Annotated in this window: 13 protein-coding genes and 1 pseudogene; 8 read left to right on the top strand and 6 right to left on the bottom strand. The window is 62.8% G+C overall.

Going from position 1 to position 18,766, the window contains the following annotated elements; genetic code table 11:
• Positions 1–3: 3 nt before the first annotated feature.
• The 3 genes from Q0X28_RS01710 to trmB are packed head-to-tail and all read right to left on the bottom strand — an operon-like array spanning position 4 to position 4,694.
• On the bottom strand, positions 4–3,087 hold the full coding sequence (locus tag Q0X28_RS01710; RefSeq protein ID WP_296239466.1) for an MMPL family transporter: 3,084 nt from the start codon (positions 3,085–3,087) through the stop codon (positions 4–6).
• A complete protein-coding gene (locus Q0X28_RS01705; protein ID WP_298575806.1) occupies positions 3,080–3,805 on the bottom strand; it encodes an NYN domain-containing protein in 726 nt (241 codons plus the stop codon). The genes Q0X28_RS01710 and Q0X28_RS01705 overlap by 8 nt, the downstream gene beginning before the upstream one ends.
• Positions 3,795–4,694 (bottom strand): tRNA (guanosine(46)-N7)-methyltransferase TrmB, encoded by a 900-nt coding sequence (gene trmB / locus Q0X28_RS01700; protein WP_296239468.1) that lies wholly within the window; start codon positions 4,692–4,694, stop codon positions 3,795–3,797. Before trmB ends, Q0X28_RS01705 begins: the two co-directional genes overlap by 11 nt.
• Before the next feature lie 259 nt (positions 4,695–4,953).
• Here trmB and Q0X28_RS01695 point away from each other — a divergent pair, with 259 nt between their 5' ends.
• From Q0X28_RS01695 to Q0X28_RS01675, 5 genes are all read left to right on the top strand, one after another.
• The gene (locus Q0X28_RS01695) at positions 4,954–5,661 is read left to right on the top strand and encodes a hypothetical protein (protein ID WP_296239469.1); all 708 of its coding nucleotides are present in this window, start codon (positions 4,954–4,956) and stop codon (positions 5,659–5,661) included.
• On the top strand, positions 5,651–6,478 hold the full coding sequence (locus Q0X28_RS01690) for a hypothetical protein (RefSeq protein ID WP_296239470.1): 828 nt from the start codon (positions 5,651–5,653) through the stop codon (positions 6,476–6,478). Before Q0X28_RS01695 ends, Q0X28_RS01690 begins: the two co-directional genes overlap by 11 nt.
• Positions 6,479–6,519: 41 nt before the next feature.
• Entirely contained in the window at positions 6,520–7,074 is a 555-nt protein-coding gene (locus Q0X28_RS01685; protein WP_296239471.1) for a hypothetical protein, read from the top strand.
• A gap of 184 nt (positions 7,075–7,258) precedes the next feature.
• A complete protein-coding gene (locus tag Q0X28_RS01680) occupies positions 7,259–9,085 on the top strand; it encodes a phosphoenolpyruvate carboxykinase (GTP) (protein WP_298575801.1) in 1,827 nt (608 codons plus the stop codon).
• 119 nt (positions 9,086–9,204) lie between these two features.
• Positions 9,205–10,707: a DUF4185 domain-containing protein gene (locus Q0X28_RS01675; RefSeq protein WP_298575798.1), complete on the top strand. Its 1,503-nt coding sequence runs from the start codon at positions 9,205–9,207 to the stop codon at positions 10,705–10,707.
• On the opposite strand, the gene Q0X28_RS01670 is transcribed toward Q0X28_RS01675, so the two are convergent.
• Positions 10,704–11,501 (bottom strand): class I SAM-dependent methyltransferase, encoded by a 798-nt coding sequence (locus Q0X28_RS01670; protein WP_298575795.1) that lies wholly within the window; start codon positions 11,499–11,501, stop codon positions 10,704–10,706. The genes Q0X28_RS01675 and Q0X28_RS01670 overlap by 4 nt on opposite strands.
• 105 nt (positions 11,502–11,606) lie before the next feature.
• On the opposite strand from Q0X28_RS01670, the gene Q0X28_RS01665 reads away from it, so the two are divergent.
• The gene (locus Q0X28_RS01665; protein WP_298575792.1) at positions 11,607–12,752 is read left to right on the top strand and encodes a glycosyltransferase family 4 protein; all 1,146 of its coding nucleotides are present in this window, start codon (positions 11,607–11,609) and stop codon (positions 12,750–12,752) included.
• Here Q0X28_RS01665 and Q0X28_RS01660 read toward each other — a convergent pair.
• Positions 12,680–14,605: a hypothetical protein gene (locus tag Q0X28_RS01660; RefSeq protein WP_298575790.1), complete on the bottom strand. Its 1,926-nt coding sequence runs from the start codon at positions 14,603–14,605 to the stop codon at positions 12,680–12,682. The two genes, Q0X28_RS01665 and Q0X28_RS01660, sit on opposite strands and share 73 nt — an antisense overlap.
• Positions 14,606–14,683: 78 nt before the next feature.
• Here Q0X28_RS01660 and Q0X28_RS01655 point away from each other — a divergent pair, with 78 nt between their 5' ends.
• Entirely contained in the window at positions 14,684–16,168 is a 1,485-nt protein-coding gene (locus tag Q0X28_RS01655) for a lipopolysaccharide biosynthesis protein (protein ID WP_367270660.1), read from the top strand.
• Here the strand turns inward: Q0X28_RS01655 and Q0X28_RS01650 are convergent.
• Positions 16,134–17,474 carry a porin PorA family protein gene (locus Q0X28_RS01650; protein WP_296239478.1) on the bottom strand — a complete coding sequence of 447 codons (1,341 nt, stop codon included), beginning with the start codon at positions 17,472–17,474 and terminating at the stop codon, positions 16,134–16,136. The genes Q0X28_RS01655 and Q0X28_RS01650 overlap by 35 nt on opposite strands.
• Between Q0X28_RS01650 and Q0X28_RS01645 the strand changes: the two are divergent.
• Positions 17,356–18,756: pseudogene (locus Q0X28_RS01645) on the top strand (acyltransferase family protein); the annotation flags it as partial. The gene Q0X28_RS01650 and the pseudogene Q0X28_RS01645 overlap by 119 nt on opposite strands.
• Positions 18,757–18,766 lie beyond the last annotated feature (10 nt).

Here is an 18,766-nt window from a genome sequence, read left to right as displayed (position 1 = left end):
TGCTCAGTTCTCGTCTTCCTCTCGTAGACGGCGCATCAACTCAGCGGTCGAGATGGGGGTGTTGTCGTTACGGGCATCGGCCCAACTGTCACCACTGTAACCGGTTTCTTCTCTGCGGTCATAGGAGGCGCCGTGGGTGGAATGCGGAATCTGCGGACGACGGGCTGCGTCACCGCGGTTGTCCTCTAGGCGGTTGATGTGCATTGCGCGACGGGCGACGGGGCGCAGGCCCGGGCGGGGAGTCTCCACCGCTTCGTAGTCCTCCGTCTGGTAGGACTGCCGCTGCGTGTCGGTGTGCTGGAACAATTCGTCGTAGTTGTCGACCATCTGCGCTTCGGGAACTGTATAGGGGGTCTCGTCAACGTCCGTGTATGGGTCTTCTACCGTGGTGGCGAGGGCCGCAGCCTGGGCAGCTGCCTGTGCTTCACGCTGGGCACGCAGCTGGGCGGACCGCTGGGCTTGGCGGATATCCTCTACCGCCTTCCGCTGCTTCGCTTGTTTGCGGGCGCGGCGCCGGGCGAAGAAGCCACGCGGCTTCTCTTCCTGCTTTTCTTCCGGTTCGTTAGCCGTCTCCACGTAGCCATCCTCCGTCACCTGCTCGCCGTAGTCGGCGGGGCGGGTAGTGGTGAAGGTGCGGGGCGCGCTGAACCCTTCCTCGGTGGACACGTGTTGGAGCAGCGATGGGTCGATCCGGCGGGCCGAGTGCACATCACTGGCATCCGCTATAGCGGCGGCGGAGATGCGCTTGGCATGGCCGCCCGCGGCAGCCGCACTGCCAGCACCAGCGGCAGCAGCTGCTCCGCCGGCGACACTGGTAGCACCCGCGCCCACGCCCACTAAGGCAGGCTGTTCGCGCAGGTCGGTGCCGGTGGCGAAGTCCACTAGCGCCAACGTCGGGTCGTCCAGTTCAGATTCCTTCAAGCCGATCTTGTGCTGTAGGCGCTTCAGGCTGGCCGGGGCCCACCAGTTGTCGTCATCGAGCACACGCATTACGGCCGGCACCAGCAGCATGCGGACAATGGTGGCGTCGAGGAAGAGGGCGATCACCATGCCGAAGGCGATGTACTTCATCATGACAATCTCGGAGAACCCGAAGGCACCCGTCACCACAATCATGATCGCTGCCGCCGCCGTAATAATGCGGCCCGTGGAGGCGGTGCCGAAGCGGATGGATTCCTGGGTGGTGTGGCCGGCCGCATGCGCCTCCACCATGCGGGAGACCAGGAAGATCTCGTAGTCGGTGGAGAGGCCGAAGAGGATGGCGACAATGAGCACCAGCACCGCACTCATCATGGGTCCGGGGGTGAAGTTGAGGGCGTTGGCGCCCACCCCGTCAATAAAGATGAGCGTGAGAATACCCAGCGTGGAGGCCATCGACAGCAGCGTCATGAGGATGGCCTTGATGGGTAGCACCAGCGACCCGAAGGTGAGGAACATGAGGATAGTGATGGCTACCAGCATGTAGACGGCCATCCCCGGGAGGTGGCGCAGCAGCGCGTCAATGGAGTCTTTCTCCAACGCCGGGTTGCCGCCTACGTAGACGTGCGAGCCGTCCATGTTAGTGCCGGCGAACGCACTGGTGCCCCCGCCCGCATAGAGCATGTCGAGTTTCTCGCGGATATCGGTGACGACCTTGGCATTGTCCTTCATGTCCACTACACCAGAGTGCAGCACGGTGGTGGCTTTGCCGTTCTCGTCCACCTTGGTCTGCTTGGTGATGTGGAATTCGCCTGTGAGGCCCTTCACCTGGTTAATCTCCGCCAGGATGGCACCAGTTTGGATGCCGGTGGAGCCGGAGATGACCACCTTCACGGGGTTGGTGCGCATCTCTGGGAAGGTCTTGTCGAAGGCTTCCTGGGCGAGGCGGGTCTCGTTATCGGGCGGGAGGTAGGTTTCGTTGATGCCGCCGAACTTGAGGTTACCCATCGGCAGCGCCATCACCAGCATGAGGAAGACCAGCGGGACGATGGTGGCGGCCGGCCGTTTCATGGCACCGCCGGCGATGCGTCCCCACAGTCCGTTGTAGAGCTGTAGTGGGGTGGGTTCCTTCTTGCGGGGTCCGATGTGGAGGGCATCAATGCGTTTGCCCAGGTAGCTCAGCAGGATGGGGAGGATGGTGAGGGAGAGGATGGCAGCCTGGACGACGGCGGAGATGGTGCCGTAGGCGACGGACTTCAGGAAGGCCTGCGGGAAGATGAGCATGGAGGACAGGGAAACCCCCACCATGATGGCGGAAAAGACGACGGTTCGTCCGGCTGTCGCCACTGTTCTGGTGACGGCGGTGTGCGTGTCGAATCCTTCTGCCATCTCCTCGCGGAAGCGGCTCACGATGAAGAGGGCGTAGTCGATGGCGAGGCCGAGGCCGATGAGGGTGACGCAAGATTGGGCGAAAGCGTTCACCTCTGTCGTCATGCCGATGAGGGTGAGAATGCCGGTGGAGCCGATGATGGAGAGGCCGCCGACCAGCAAGGGGAGGAGTGCGGCGAGGACACCGCCGAAGACGATGATGAGGAGCACGCCGACGATGGGCAGACCCATCAGTTCGGCGCGTTTAATGTCTTTGGCCATGCCGGTGTCGAGGGCGCCGGAGACGGGGGTTTGCCCGGCGATGTGTTGTGAGACGTCCTCGATGGGGATCTGCTTTTCGACCTTCCGATAGTTTTTGAGGATGTCATTGCCCCAGCCTTTGAGCCGGATGGAGGCCATGGCGTGTTTTTTGTCCTTGGTGGTCAGCATGGCCTGCTTGGTGTTCCAGTAGCTGGCGATGCCGTCAATGTACTGGGGGTTATTTTTTTCCAGCTGGTCCAGGTGGCTTTGTACTTTTTTGGCGAAGGCCTTGTCGTCCACGGTTTTTCCGGCGGGTGCATCGTACATGACGACGACGTCGGCGGAGTTATCGCGACCGAAGGTGCTTTCTTCGAGCTCAGCGGCTTTGATGGAGTCGCTACCCGGGTCGAACCAGCCGGATTGGCTGAGATAGTCGGGGAGTCGCTGACCCACCACGCCGAGAGCGCTGACCAGCACAATCATGATGGCGAGGACGAGCTTCCGGTGGCGCTGAATGAATTCGCCCCATTTGCTAAACATGCAGTGTCTCCTTGGCGTGCGGGTCGTCGGTGATGGCGGGGCCAAGTTCGGGCACTACCGAGTCGCTGCGGTCGGTGGAGCGGTTGAGAAGGGCACGGAGTGGCCGGAAGGGCTGCAGCCAGGCACCCCCGCTGGGAAGATGTTCCAGGTCGATGCGGGGGAGGGGTTGTTGGAAGAGTCCGTCAACGTCTTCCACATCCACAAAGGTGAGGTTGGGGTCTTCCATTGCCCAGGTGCATTCTTCGGCGAAGCCGAGCACGATGGCGAGGACACCTTTGGCAGCTAGGTCATCTAGGGTGGCTTGGAAGTTGCGGCCGTCGGCGGAGGCGACGACCACGAGTTTCAGGTTGCCTTCGGAGATGCGGAGGGAGAGGTGCTCCAGCATATTGTCGTCGACGTCGCTGTCTGCCGTCTCTTTGGGTTTGGCGAAGACGGAGAAGCCGATGTTGCGGAGGGCGTCGATCCAGGAGTGGATGCCGTCGACGTTGGCTTCGTTGACGTTGGTGAAGAGGGTGGCTTCGCAGATGATGCTGTCGGGGTCCAGGCCGGTGTCGGTGGCAAGTTGGGCGGCTTGGTGGAGGAGCCAGAGGCCGGCGGCGTCGAAGCGGGGGCGCTGGTAGCTGTTCGGGCGTCCGCCGACGATGGCAGAGAGCCCCATGTCCATATTGGGGGCGTCCCAGATGAGGAGGGCGCGCGGGGTGGGAGCGTTACTGCTCATGCATGTCTCCTTCGGTGCCGGTGTTACTGGTGCGGGTGGCGTTGCCGTCATTGCTGATGCTGCCGGTGCTGCCGGTGCTGCCGGTGGGACGCTGCCAAATGAATTCGTGGATGACGCGTCCCTCGCGCAGGCCTTTCCCCTCAAATTTAGTCGTGGGGCGCTGCAGACTCATGGGTGCGGGGGTGGCGAGTCCTTCTTTACGGCGGATGAGTTCCGGGCAAGCGTCGCCGGTTTCTTCAATAAACTCGGCGTAGTCGGCGTGGTCGGTGGCGATGTGAAGGATGCCGCCGGGCTTGAGCACGCTGGCGATGAGTTCGAAGGTTCCCGGTTGGAGTAGGCGCCGCTTGTGGTGGCGGGCTTTGGGCCAGGGGTCGGGGAAGAAGACGCGTACCCCGTCCAGGTAATCGCTGGGGAGCATGCTGTCCATGATGTCGACGGCGTCGCCGCGGAGGAGGCGAATATTGGGGATATCTTCGCGCACCATGCGGGCGAGGAGCTGTGCCATGCCGGGTTTGTAGACCTCGAGGGCGAGGACATTGATGTCGGGTTCGTCTTTGGCCATGGCGCTGGTGGAGGTGCCGGTGCCGAAGCCAATTTCCAGGATGGTGGTGGCGGGGCGACCGAACCAGGTGTCGATGTCGGCGGGGGTGAGGCGCTCATCGCTGGCATTTTTGCCGAGGGTGGGGAAGTACTCGTCCCAGATCGCCTGTTTCGCGTCGGAGATGGCGCCTTTGCGGGCGCGGAAGGCCGTCACCCGCGGGTAGAGGCGGGAGGAGGAGTCGCGCTTGGCGTTGTGGGCGCGTTTTTCTGCGGCGAGGGCCTCACGGTAGGCGGGGTCGTTCCAGCGCGGGTTACGCGTGGAGGTGGTGGGTTCTGGGCTAGTAGTCACCTGTTCATCGTCCCTTGTTTGGACAAAAATGTCACTTTTTGCTGCGGCTATGTCATTTTTGTGGTGTCTCTGCGAGTTGTGCGGGGGTGAGGCGGAGGTGAGGGGTGGCGATATGCCAATAAGACACCTGAAAAAGCTTTTCTGATGTATTTTTTGGCCATTTTTTCGCGTTGACCTGCACCTTTGGAGAAATGCTGGAAATGTAGCTCCCCACAAGCGGAACACAGTTCGGCACACTTAGCTGCCGAAAGGAGGGCCTATGTCCGTACCGTCACCTCAACAGGCTGTACCTGCTGCCCAGCTACCATTGCCGGCACGCCCGCTGGCGCGGTCGCTATTGCTGTCGCTACAGTCGCTGTCCGGCCTGACCGATGAAGATCGGACTACCGGTTGGGCGGCTGCGTTGTTCACGGTGTGTACGCGCCCTTCTCTTATTGCGATTACCGGGGACGGTTTCGGCGTCACTCCACCAGCGAATGGCCCCCGCACACGGGAGCCGGTTGTGGTGGTGGCCGAATACCTACAGAAGCACCTTGCCCCTCTTCTTGCATCCCAACAGCCCACCGAGGTAGTGGCCGGCTACCAGGGGGAGAACCCCATCATGGCGCCGGCGTTGCCCTTGACTTTTCAGTGTGTGCCAGCGGGGACCTTCAAATCCGGCGTATTCGGCCTGTGGCAGTCGGGTGGGAAAAACACTCTCACCCCCGTGCAGCGGGTGGGTGAATGGCCAGATGTGGTGGTGCAAGTGGGAGTCGCGGCAACGCTACCCCAGCGTTATCCGGTTCCGCTGGTGCTGGCGCCAGTGGACTGGTCCGATCCCGACGCTGCTGCTCACACGCTGGCGGAGCAGTGCGCACAGGAACTCGTCACCGAGCGCTGTGTGCAGTTGGTGATGAATGTGGCAGCCGGCTGTGGTTTCTGCACGGAAGCCCTCGAACTGATGATGCGGAGGCTTGGTGGCAAGTGACCTTTGGGTGCACACGTGTACCTATCTCGAAAAGCATTACCGCAAGAAACGCGACGAAAACCTGGGAATGCAGCGCGTCCAAGTACGAACCGCCATCGACAGATGGACTCAGGATGCGCTGCAGCCCGGGGAGAACCCGGTAGAGCAGTGGCGGCAACGCTCCTATGAGTCGATGACGCTGCTGCAACTCACCATCGCCGATCTGGTGTCGCCTCGACTGAGGGACACTATCTCACAGGATCTGCTCGCCACCGTTGACGAGGTGGCCGGCCAGCAGTGTGAGTTGACCACTAGAGTGCCCAATGTCGGACTTGATGTGGTGGCACCTTCTGTGCTCTCCCTTGCTGCCGGCATTGGTGTTGTCCGTGGTGTCGTGTTCGTCCTGGATTACTCCGGAGTGAGCCTGCACGGCTCATGGTGGATCTTGGCGGCTATCGTCGTGGGTCTGATGTTCATGGGCATTGTGGCGATGCTGCGGTATCGCCAACACGAAGAGAAGATTCAGAGTCTGCTCATCACTGGGGTGCGCAGCGAGATGAATCGCCGTGTGGAGGAACTTATGGCGAAGTGGTTCTTCTCGGGCACTCTCTTCGATGCGATGCGGGACAACAACTCTGCAGAGAACGACGACGCCACTTCCGATACTGACCGCCCTCTCGCAGTTGACTGCGTCTGGCCTGCGGCAGGAACCACTGTTTCCAGTCTTGTACCCCGCCGCGTGGCCCTGGTTTTGGACCACGACTGCGATGCCAGCGTGTCAACCGACTCAGACACCGTTGAAGCGCTGGTGACATCCGCTGAGGAGACGCGCGCGTGACCCCCTCAGACTCCACACATTTCCACAGAAAGTAGAGCACCATGTCCGACTTCGAGATTCCCTTCGACCCCTGGCTTGGGTCCGCCTTCGTGGTGACTGACGCCATGGGAAACCAGTGGGTGCCCATCCCCATGAACGCCCCTGTAGATCCCGAAACCGGCGAGTACATCACCGATGAGGGCATCTGTTGGGACTACGACAACGAATATGAGCCGGATATCACATTTTTTGATCCCGGCGAGATGACGACAGGTCCCGCCCATTTGGTGGGGGTGGGCATTATTGACCCCACCGGCGAGACTGGTGTGACGTCGTTCGCTTCCAATGGTGACGAAATCATGCGCCCAATTGAACATGGCGATACTGATGCGATACGCCCCGGTGAAATGTACATGGAACTTGGGAAGCTTTGTTTTGCCATTCAGATTGATGAAAACCATTGCGCAACCTTGGGTTATGAAGATGGCATGCTGATCTTCAGCGACGAGGATGCGGACGGGATCGTTGACCATCTGCAGAACATTTGCTTCGACGGCACCAACAAGCGATGGAAGCTCCCCTACCCGCCCAGTTTGCCCCGGGATGGTTCCCTCTAAACCCTGGTTGACATGTGTTTCATAGGCACACCTCACTAGTGTGACTCAGGCTCTACTAGTGATGGTGTGTCCTGTGTCACACTTCATATAGGGAGTTACCCCCAAATCACCAAACCTCGATGTGCTCTTATTGCCATAGGTCATTAACATGGAGCATGACATCAATTACTTGTAGGAGTGACAGATGACTGAAAAGACCATTCCAGGCTTCGAGGGAACCATCCCCACTGAGAATGAAAAAATCATTGACTTCGTCGCCCGGTGGGCCGAGGTCATGACCCCCGACCAGGTCGTTTTCTGCGACGGTTCCCAGGAAGAATGGGACCGACTGACCCAAGAACTCGTTGACGCTGGCACCTTCACCCAGCTAAACCCCGAGAAGAAGCCGAACTCCTTCCTCGCTCTTTCTGATCCTGCTGACGTTGCCCGTGTTGAGTCCCGCACCTTCATCTGCTCCGAGACCGAAGACGGTGCCGGCCCCACCAACCACTGGGCCGAGCCCAAGGCCATGCGCGAAGAAATGCTCGAGCAGTACAAGGGCTGCATGAAGGGCCGTACCATGTACGTCATCCCCTTCTGCATGGGTCCCCTCGGTGCCGATGATCCCAAGCTCGGCATTGAAATCTCTGACTCCGCCTACGTGGTCGTCTCCATGCGCATCATGACCCGCATGGGTGCCGCTGCCCTCGAGAAGATCGGCAAGGACGGCGACTTCGTCCGCGGCGTGCACTCCGTTGGCGCTCCTCTCGCTGAAGGCCAGGAAGATGTTTCGTGGCCCTGCAACGAAACCAAGTACATCACCCACTTCCCCGAGGATCGTGAGATCTGGTCCTTCGGCTCCGGCTACGGCGGCAACGCCCTCCTCGGCAAGAAGTGCTACGCCCTGCGTATCGCATCTGTCATGGCCCGCGACGAAGGCTGGATGGCTGAGCACATGCTCATCCTGAAGCTCACCTCCCCCGAAGGTAAGGCCTACTACATCTGCGCCGCCTTCCCGTCCGCATGTGGCAAGACCAACCTCGCCATGCTGCAGCCCACCATCCCCGGCTGGAAGGCCGAGGTTGTTGGCGACGACATCTCCTGGATGAGCTTCGGTGAAGATGGCCGCCTCTACGCCGTCAACCCCGAGAACGGCTTCTTCGGTGTTGCCCCCGGCACCAACTACGACTCCAACCCGAACGCCATGCGTTCCATGGAGCCCGGTAACTGCATCTTCACCAACGTTGCCCTCACCGATGACGGCGACGTCTGGTGGGAGGAAATGGGCGACGCCCCGGCTCACCTCATCGACTGGCACGGCAACGATTGGGCCCCCGAGCCCGATACCCCGGCCGCTCACCCGAACTCCCGCTACACCGTGCCGATCACCCAGTGCCCGGTTACCGCTGAAGAGTTCAACGACCCCAAGGGCGTTCCGGTTTCCGCCATCCTCTTCGGTGGCCGCCGCCCCGACACCGTTCCGCTGGTCTCCGAGGCCTACAGCTGGAACCACGGCGTGTACATCGGCGCCACCCTGTCCTCCGGCCAGACCGCTGCCGCTGAAGGCCAGGTCGGCTCCATCCGTCGCGACCCCATGGCCATGATCCCCTTCATCGGCTACAACGTTGGCGACTACCTGCAGCACTGGGTTGAGATGGGAGAAAAGGGCGGCGACAAGATGCCCAAGATCTTCTACGTCAACTGGTTCCGCAAGAACGATGATGGCAAGTGGCTGTGGCCCGGCTTCGGCGACAACAGCCGCGTCCTCAAGTGGATCGTTGACCGCCTCGAAGGCCGTGTTGAAGCTGACAACACCATCGTTGGCCAGACCGCCCGCGTTGAGGACCTCGACCTCTCCGGCCTGGAAGGCTACACTGAGGACGACGTCAAGGCCGCTCTCGCTGTCAACAAGGCAGACTGGGAGCGCGAGCTTCCCGACCTCGACGCTTGGTTCACCAAGCTCGGACCCAAGGTTCCGCAGGAAGTTCTTGACGAGTACGAAGCCCTCAAGCAGCGTATTGCTGAGGCCTAATCGGACTCGCTGAGCTCCCTCCGAGCTCACAAGCATAAATAGTGCCCCCCGCTATCTCGGTAGTGGGGGGCACTATTGCTACAATACTGGTGATCACACCTGTCACAAGGAGAACATCTGTGCGCAACAATCGCATATTTAACACCAGCCTCACCGCTGCGTTAGCTGCCACCCTCACAGGTGCCATCGTCCTCACCACACTCACCCCCGCCACCGCCGCAGATAGCTCCGTCACCCCCCTCACCATCCAAGACGCCCGCAGCGCCGCCCGCGCCGGCTATCCCAGCGCACTCGAACTCACCCACCACAATCGCGCTGCCCTCCGCGACCACTCCGCCATCCCGCGCGACCTCATCGGCGCCAACAACCTCATCTCCCCCGCCAGCATCGGCCGCGGTGACCTCACCCCCCGCGACCCACTCCACATCATCTTCCTCCCCGACCGCGCCGGCCAAGAACTCATCACCGAACCAGTAAAAATGCTGACCGGTAACTTCTCCCGCGCCAACCTCGTCCTCGGCCTCAGCCGATACACCAGCGTCACCACACTCGACGCAGCCAACGCAGAAATCGTGGGCAAACCACTAGTCGGCGTCGCCGCCGCCAACAACGTCTCCCGCGACGCCGGAGTCTGGGGCGCCGACGTCGGCATCACCTGGGACGCCGGGAACGGCCGCACCCTCATCGCCTTCGGCGACAATTACGGTCCCGGCCACTTCGGCCCCATGAGCCGCTTCCGCGGCTCCGCCCTCGCCTGGGCAGACGTCAACAACCCCTACAACGTCCGCACCACCCAATTCTTCACCGGTTACGAAAACAAAGCCGAAGAAATCGTCAACTCTGGACACGGCCACAACCGCGAACTCTCCAAGATCCCCACCGCCGCCATGTCCCTCCACGGCGTCCAATACATCGACTTCATGTCCATCCGCCGCTGGGGCGACCCCGGCATGTGGACCACCAACTTCTCCCACATTTACCGCTCCACCGACTACGGCCAAACCTGGCAGCCCACCCACATCTTCCGGCCCAACAGCGGTGGCTTCGCCAACTTCCAGATGGGCGCCTTCCTCAAACACGGCCGCTACGTCTACGAATTCTGTACCCCCAATGGGCGCATGGGTGACGGATACCTGGCTCGCGTCCCCGCCCGCTCCTTCGAAGAACTCCACGCCTGGGAATACTGGAACGGCAAAAAGTGGATTAAGGACGACCCCGCCGCCGCAGCCCCCGTCATCCCCGGCCGCATCTCCGAACTCACCGTCCAATGGAACCCGCGCCTTAAGCGCTTCATGATGCTCACCCTCGGCAACGGCGACAACATCTACCTGCGCTACTCTAAGGACCTCATCAACTGGACCAACCGCTACCTGCTCATCCCCACCCAGCGGGCGAAGATTTACAACCCCTACTTCCTGCCCAATCAGAGCGGCCAGACCGTCTTCTTCACCCTCTCCTCGTGGCTGCCCTACCAGGTGTCCACCGTGAAGGCGATGCTGCCGACCGTCCACCACATGGAGAAACTGGCCTACACCTACGTACCGGAAGACAACCGGGGGGAAATCGCGAAGTTCCTCTTCCCCAACGGATTCCCGCCTAAGCCCGGCATTGTCCGCCGCTAAGACACCTCCCGCTTCCGCAGCACCGTCACCAGGTTGCTCACCGCCACCTCCCGGAACCCCGGCACATTCACCATCCACCACGCCCAACCCGGGTGGTAGCGGGGAAAGAACCCCACCACCTCCGCATCAGGCTGAAGGCGGGCCCACTCCATACCCTCCCGGCAGCCCACCGCAAACAGCGACCGACCAAAATAATTCTTCGGCGGGTGCCCATGCCGCCACTCATACAACCGCCGCGCTCTCTCCCCGCCCAGATAGTGGGTGAGCCCCATCTCGTGCCCCCCAAAAGGCCCGTACCACAGGGTGTAGCTCACCACGATAAGCCCACCCGGCCGGCACACCCGAACCATCTCATCGCACATCCGCCACGGCTCTGGAACATGCTCCACCACATTGCTGGAATACACCACGTCCACCGCATCGCTAGCAAACGGCAAATCCATGCCGGAACCCTGCACGGTCAGTCCCCGCACCTGCTGCTCCAGCGGCAAGCCGGCCGCGTGGAGCTCCCGTAGATCTGGCTCGCAGCCAATGTAGCGCACACCCCGCCGCCCAAACTCGCGGCCGAAATAGCCGGGCCCACCGCCCACATCCAGCACCGTCGTCCCCGCCAGCGAGCCTCCCGTCGTCCCCTCCCACAGCAGTTCAATGACGTCCGCAGTATCGCTGGCAAGGTTGCTGTAGAAACGGTCCGGGTGGCGCTGTTCATCGGGGAAACTGGTGAGCAAAGCCCACGAGCGGGCCAACGTGGCACGGTGGCGCAGAGCGCGGAAAGCAGGCGGGGTAGAGGTCACACTGTGAGCCTACCGGGCAGAGCGCCAGGAAGGCCGGATGAAACATGCCGGCTGGTGCAGTGCGCGGCGCCGCCAGGTAGGTTGGAGGGGACAGGAAGGAGCCCCATGGCCACAGTATTACTGCTGTGCTGGCGCGACAGCGGCCACCCCCAGGGCGGCGGCTCCGAACACTACCTGGAAACCATGGGGGAGGCCCTCGCCAACGCCGGGCACCGGGTGTATTACCGCACCGCCGCCTACCCGGGCGCACCCGCCCAACAAGACCATAACGGCATCCGGTTCAGCCGCGGCGGTAACCGCATCACCGTCTATCCGCGAGCGCTGGCGGCGCTCGTCTGCGCCCGTTGGGGTCGCGGGCCCTTAGCGGACATGGGGGTGCCGGACGTCATCATCGACACTCAAAACGGGGTACCGTTCTTCGCCCATCTGGTGAGCCCCGCCCCCGTCATCATCCTGGAACACCATTGCCACCACGAACAGTGGCCAGTAGCGGGGCCAGGGTTGGCGCAGCTGGGCTGGTGGCTAGAGTCTTGGCTCTCGCCCCTCGTACACCGCGACTGCCATTACATCACCGTATCGGAGGCCTCGAAGCGGGAACTCCAGCGGTTGGGCGTGGACGCGGCTCGCATTGCGGTGGTACCCAACGGATGCACCCCCCTCAGCGCCGATCAGCCGGTCCGCCTCGCACCACTGGAGGGAGACGCAACGCTACGCCTCGTCACTCTCTCCCGTCTTGTCCCCCACAAGCAACTCGAACACGCTCTCACCACCCTAGCCGCGCTACTACCCAGCTACCCTCATCTCCACTTGGACATTATCGGTAGCGGCTGGTGGGAGGCGGAACTGCGCCAGCATGCCCGCCGCTGTGGCCTCACCGCCCAGCAGGTCACCTTCCACGGACATGTCACCGACACCCGCAAACACCAGCTCCTCGCGCAAGCGCACCTTCATCTCATGCCTTCCCGGAAAGAAGGCTGGGGTTTGGCTGTCACGGAAGCGGCACAACACTGCGTGCCCACCATCGGCTACCGCAGTTCCGCCGGGCTTACTGACTCTGTGGTGGATGGGGTGACGGGTCTGCTGGTGGATAGCCTGGAGGGGTTCCGGGAGGCCACGCAGCGGCTCATCGACAATCCGCAGCTGTGTGCCCAGATGGGGAAGGCTGCCCAGCAGCGGGCCTACAAATTCTCCTGGGAGGCCTCCGCGGCACGCTTCCTGTCCTTAACGATGAGCCAGGTCATGGCGGTGTAGCCCACCAGCATTAAGAGCAGCCACACAATGTGGAAGGTGAATGCGAAGGCCCACTCCCAGCGGGTGGGGGAGTAGTCGCGGCTGACGATCCCCGGCACCCGGTAGAGGGTAAGATCGGGTGCCGTCACCACCGGCTCCAGCCCCCGCAGCGTATTGCGAAACTCCAGAGTGTCCGGAACCTTCGGCGCCACCACACTCTCAATGAGCACCCAGCGCACACCAAGGGAGGCCAGTACACCAGCTGGCGCACCCTGCAGCAGCGCCTGCTCCACGTGGTGGGCGCGCAGATTCTCACCGCGTACCACCACCGTGTTGTGCTCATCCTGGCCGTCGACGGTGCGCGTCATTTGTACTGGCAGATCGTCGGCGTTCAATACTTCTACCGGCACCAGTCGGGGGGCGGGGTCCAGCACGGGCCGGTTCTCGGCGTGGTCAAAGACACGTAATTGCCCGGCGGGCAGCACCGCCATGTCGCCGTTGCTCCCCTCCACCGCCTTAATGATCTCGTTCCAGGAGGAGGAGTAGATGACCGGCTGCAAGTGTTTTCCGGTAGCTAGCGGCGCGTCGGGAAGCATCACAATAATGAGCACGCAGAGCAGTGCGATCGCCCCCCGCGTGTCCACCCGCGTCCCAAACACTTTGTGGCGATAGCTGAACTCGTAGACAGTGCGGGCACAGGCACTCATGAGCACCGCATAGATCGGCATCATCAGCGCCATCCACTTCTGGGTGTCGCGGAACAGGCCTGCCCCCGGGATATGCTCCACCAGCCACACTGCTACTTGGGTACCGAAGGGGTAGGAGAAGAAAGTGACAATGAGCGTAGCGAAGAGTGCACCACCCGTCCACAGGTAGACGAGCCGACGCGTCTTGGAGCGCCGGAACCGCCACACACCAATGCCCAACAGCACTAGCTGGAGTGCCAGGGCGAAAAAGATGAAGAAGCTGGAGCGGCTAGCCGGCACTACGTCTGCGTTCCAAATTCCGCCCAGGCTGACGAGAGAGAAGAACGTCCCCAGGGACCCCAGTGGGCCTTCTCCGCGGGCGGCAAAGGCGGAGATGCCGGTGCTGTCCGACAGTGAGGCGGGCCCGTTGTGGGCGACCTGTAGGAAGGAAGGGTAGAGCCAGGGGAGGGTGACGAGTAGTCCGATAGCCAACACCACTAGCACGCGCTGCCAGTATTTGAGGGGGCTGGAGGTGTGGTCGATGGCGAGACGGAGTTCCGCCACGTCGATGGGGCGTTTGGGGAGGCCGACGGAGATGACGGCGAATATGATGCCCATGACGGCACCGGTGGGGGTGAAGCCAGCGACCGCCATGGAGGCGGCTAGTGCAGCCCAGGCGGTGAGGCGAGTGTAGCGGCCGGGGGACATCACCATGGTGCCAGTGAGGCCGATCCAGGGGAGTGCCCCATAGCCCACCAGCAGTGACCAGTGCCCTTGCAGAAGGCGTTCGACCACGAAGGGGTTCCAGATGGCGAAGGTGGCGGCGACGAGACCCTGGGCAAGTGCTTGCCCGCGGGTTCCGGGGAAGAGGAAGTACCAGCCGAGGCAGGCGGCGCCGATGCCGGCGAGGATAAGGGCGAGGAAGAGGAGGATTTTGACGGCCAGGCCACCGTCCATGAATTGGGAGACGATGGCGAGGAAGGCGTCTTGGGGGACAGCGCGAGCAGTGGTGTCTCCAATGCCGAGGGCGGAGGGGGTGATGTAGGAGCGGGGGGTGGAGACGGCATCGCGGGTGAGGAGGTAGCCGCGTTTGAAGAGGGGCCACAGGAGGACGCAGGTGAGCACAATGCACCATAGGTTGACCCAGCCGAGGGCAGCGTTGACGGAACGGAGTGCTCTGCGCGACATGCTTCCATTGTGCCTGAAGGGTCGTGAATTGTACGAGCATCACAAAGAAAAATTGAGGTGGGGCAGCATAATGGAGGCATGTGTGTGTTCCGCTCTGCTGCTGCTTCGGAGCCCGCGCCCGCGGGTGAGCCGGGCATGTGGAGCGAGCGGGACGTACAGAGCGATCGGGGTGTAAGGGGTGAGCCGGGCGAACGGGAGGACGTGCGGAGTGCGCGGGACGTACAGGTCGGGCGTAGTGATCGGAGTGTTCGGAGCGAGCGGAGCGTAAGGAGGCCGAGCCGGGGGGAGCTCGCCCGCGGTATGGGGTGGGTGACTGCGGGCAGTATGCTCGCCAACATCCTGGGGTACCTGCTGCATATTGCTGCCACGAATCTGCTGGGTCCCGCCGGGTATGGCCAATTTGCGGCGTTGATGGCGGTGCAGGTGGTGGCGGCTGTGCCGGCGTTAGCGGTGCAAACCGTGGTGGCGCGGGAGCGGGCGACGGGGACGGCGGTTGCTGGGGCCCGCCGGCTGGTGTGGCACACCGGTGGGGTGGTGTCGGTGGTGGCGCTGCTGGTAGGGCTTGCCCTTACGGCATACTTTGCGCACTGGTCGGGGTGGGTGACGCTTTCCGCGCTACTCGCAGTGCCAGTGTTGGTGGGGCTGGCGGGGGAGCAGGGCATCCTGCAGGGCGAGCAACGCTTTGCGGCGCTGGCTGCGGTGGTGGCGTTGGCGGGGGTCGGCAAGGTGGGGCCGGCGGTGCTGGTGCTGTGGCGAACTGGCTCGGTGGGGTGGTCGTTTGTGGCGTCGGCGGTAGGGTATGCGCTGGTGTGGGCGGTGGCGCGGGTGCTAACGGGGCGGGCACCGTCACCCTCCACATCTGGCAGTGCCGCCGCGGGCGTGTCCCTGTCCGCGGTGTGGTGGGCTACCCAGGTGCAGTTGCTCATTATGGTGTTCGCGCAGATAGATGTGGTGCTGGCGCAACGGGTGCTCACCCATACCGATGCGGGGCTCTACGCGGCGGGAGGCATTTTCACCAAGATAGCGTTCTGGCTGCCGGCGGCGGTGGCGTTGGTGTTCTACCCGCAGTTGGCGGATGCACAGGCGCGGCGGAGGGCGTTACGCCGGGCGCTGGGGTTGTTGTGGGGTGTGGGGGCTGTGGTGGTAGTGGGTACCGAGGTGGTGTCACGCTGGGTGCCGCTGGTGTTGGGGGAGAGGTTTGCGCCGGTGACGGGGCTGCTGTGGCTATTTGCACTGTTGGGGGTGCTGTTGAGCGTGCTGCAGGTGCTGTTGGTGGGGGCTATTGCGGTGGAGGGAGAGAGGTTCACCCTGGTGGTGTGGCCGCTATTGGTGGCCGAAGTGGTGATTGTGCTGGCGGCTATCCGTACACCGGTGGGGCTGTTGGGTACTGCGGTGGGGTGTGCAGCTGCTGCGCTGGTGGTTGTCGGCGCGACGGAATGGCGCCGGGCGGTTCGCGCCGGGCGGTTGGCACCCGGTAGCGACATCGGGTGGTCTTGTGAGGGTGAGAGTGCTTGCGGGGGTGACGCTGCTAGCGGGCCGCGCCTTCGCCGTCACCGGCACTAGTACTGTCACTCGCACCGTCGCCAGCGCCGGCGTCGTCACTGTTGTCGTCGCCGTCACCGTCGAGCGGCAGGTCCTCCCTCACAGCACGGGTAATGCGCTCCCACTCGCGGGTCCTCTTCACCACGGTAAACCAACCAAACACCAGCAGAATCAGGCCCACACCACCCATCACCCAGCCGGCCACGGTCGCGCCCTGTAGCAGGGCATAGGTGGACTTCTCGTCACCCACTATGTTCTCCGTGTCCTTCTCCGACAGGTTCGTATCCGCCTCCACCAGCGTCACGATGGGGTTATCCAAGCCCGCCTTCATACCGTTGTCGTGGAGGTAGGCGCGGGCGCCGTCCTCATCCTTGGCAGCAAACCACTGGAAGTACTCGTGCTTTTTGAGGATCTGCCCGGTGGCCTGGGAGACTACCAGGTCGCGCTCTTTGTAGTAGTAGGCGTAGTAGGGCACTACCTTGTCGCTGCCACCGTTTTTCCATACGCTCTCCGGCTCATCAAAGCGGTAGGCGGAGAGGGTGAGTTTGTCGATGAAGGAGAGTTTCCCGTGGTCGTCGCGCAGCGCCTTCTCCCACACCTTGTACAGATTGGTGGGGCCCACAACCTGCTTAAATTCCAGGGCTTTTACCCCGTCCACTACGGTTTCCCGCACGGGGGTGAGGGGGATGGATTGCAGTACGAACGGGTCGAAGTAGGTGTAGTGGCCGTCCAGGCTCATATTGTAGGGGAACTTGTACTGGTAGCCGGTGCGGTGGAAGGGCTTGATGGGGTCGTTGGCGCCAGGGTTCGCCGGGTCGGCGTTGGGGTAGATGATGGATTCACCGGTGGGGGCGCTGGTGCGGCGGTCGGTGGTCACCCGGTCGATGTAGGAGGTGATGATGCCGTCCTCCAACGTCTTCCGGTCCTTGCGCCAGAGGGTGTAGCCGGCCTGGTAGGTGTTCACTTTCTCGTTGGCGGGTTCGGCGCCGAAGACGGTGGTGCGGCTGCTGAGGGGGACTCGGGTGTCGATGAAGCAGAACATGGGGAGGCGCCAGGTGGCGGGGTTGGGCTGCTTGCATTCGGGGCGGTCCGCGTTGCCGGCGGTGGGTTTCTGCTGCCGGTAGGCGATGGGGTCAAAGGCGGTGCCTTCGATGGTGTCCGTGGTGTAGGTGTTTCCACTGTTGCCAGGCCCGACGGAGAGGGGGGTGATGGAGAGGCGTGGCACCAGGAAGGTGGGGAGGAGGATGCCGGCGACCAGAAGGAGGGCACCTAGGCCCGCGAGGATGCTGGGGAGAAGTTTCTTGGGGCTGTCGGAAGGGGCTGCCATTGGGTCTCCTTCGCTGGTCGACAGTGGGTGTTCTGGGGGGGTTTATAGTAGGGGCGATAGCGGTTCGTGTGGGGCCACGAACCGCTACCCGAGTGCTACAGCGCGGGCTCCGGGAGGGGGTCGCTGCCATAGCGTGAAAGTACGGTGGCCGCTGGCGGCGGTGCGTCACACTGCCGTCTATACAAGGCCTATCAGGACAAATACTAACACAGGACATTTTTGCACTATGGAACAGCCGCGGTTTTTTATCCCCGCTTTGGAGGGCGTGCGGGCGCTGGCGGCGTTGGGTGTACTCACCGCTCATGTGGCGTTTCAGACGGGGGTGGGGTGGCAGTGGCTGTGGGGGCGCCTGGATTTGTGGGTGGCGGTGTTTTTTGCGCTGTCCGGGTTTTTGTTGTGGCGACGGCAGGCTCTTGCCGCCCGGCAGGACGTTGGTGGGGTGCGCCCATCGGTGGGGCGCTACTATCGGGCGCGCTTCGTCCGCATCATGCCCGCCTACTGGCTGGTGGTGGTGACGGTGCTACTGCTGTTCCCGGGTGGCCAGCGGCTCTCCTGGGAAGGGGTGCTGTCCAACCTCACTCTCACGCAGGTGTATGTTCCGCTCTCGCTCACCGATGGGCTCACCCAAATGTGGAGTTTGTCCGTGGAAGGCGCGTTCTACCTGCTAGTGCCGCTGGCAGCGTGGGTGTTGTGGGGGTTGCGGGGGAAGCGGGCGCGGTGGCGCATCCCCACTATTGGGGTGGTGTGCGCGCTGTTCTTGGGCTGGGCGTGGGTGCCGTTGGGGCAGGTGTGGGAGCCGTTGGGGGACCTTAACGGGCAGATGCAGTTCCCGGCATTCATTCCCTGGTTTGGGGTGGGGATGCTGCTGGCGGAAGTGTGGGCGGATTGTTTCCTGGGGTTGTGGGAGCACCGCGGGGTGAAGGCACTGGTGCAGGTGGGGTGGCTGAACCCAGTGGTGGTGGCGGTGCTGTTTCTGGTGGCGGCGCAGCCGTTCATGGGGCCGGCGGCGTTTGTAGAGCCTTCCCCGCGGGCGTTTGCGTTGCGGATGGTGATGGGTGTAGAGATCGCCTTTTTCTGTGTGGCGCCACTGGTGGTGGGGCCGGTGGGGGCCCGTCACCCTATCCTGTGTAGTGGGGTGTTGCAGGCGCTGGGGCGCTGGTCTTATGGGATTTTTCTGTGGCATCTGGTGGCGTTGTGGGCGGCTTTCCAGATTCTGGGGGTGCCGCTGTTTAGTGGCCACACGTTGGGGGTGTGGGTGGTGACGGTGGTGGTGACGGTGCCGCTGAGTGCCG

Source organism: uncultured Lawsonella sp., from assembly GCF_947252745.1.
Classification (GTDB): domain Bacteria; phylum Actinomycetota; class Actinomycetes; order Mycobacteriales; family Mycobacteriaceae; genus Lawsonella.
Note: the sequence above shows the minus strand (reverse complement) of the source record. Positions and strands in the feature narration are given on the sequence as shown.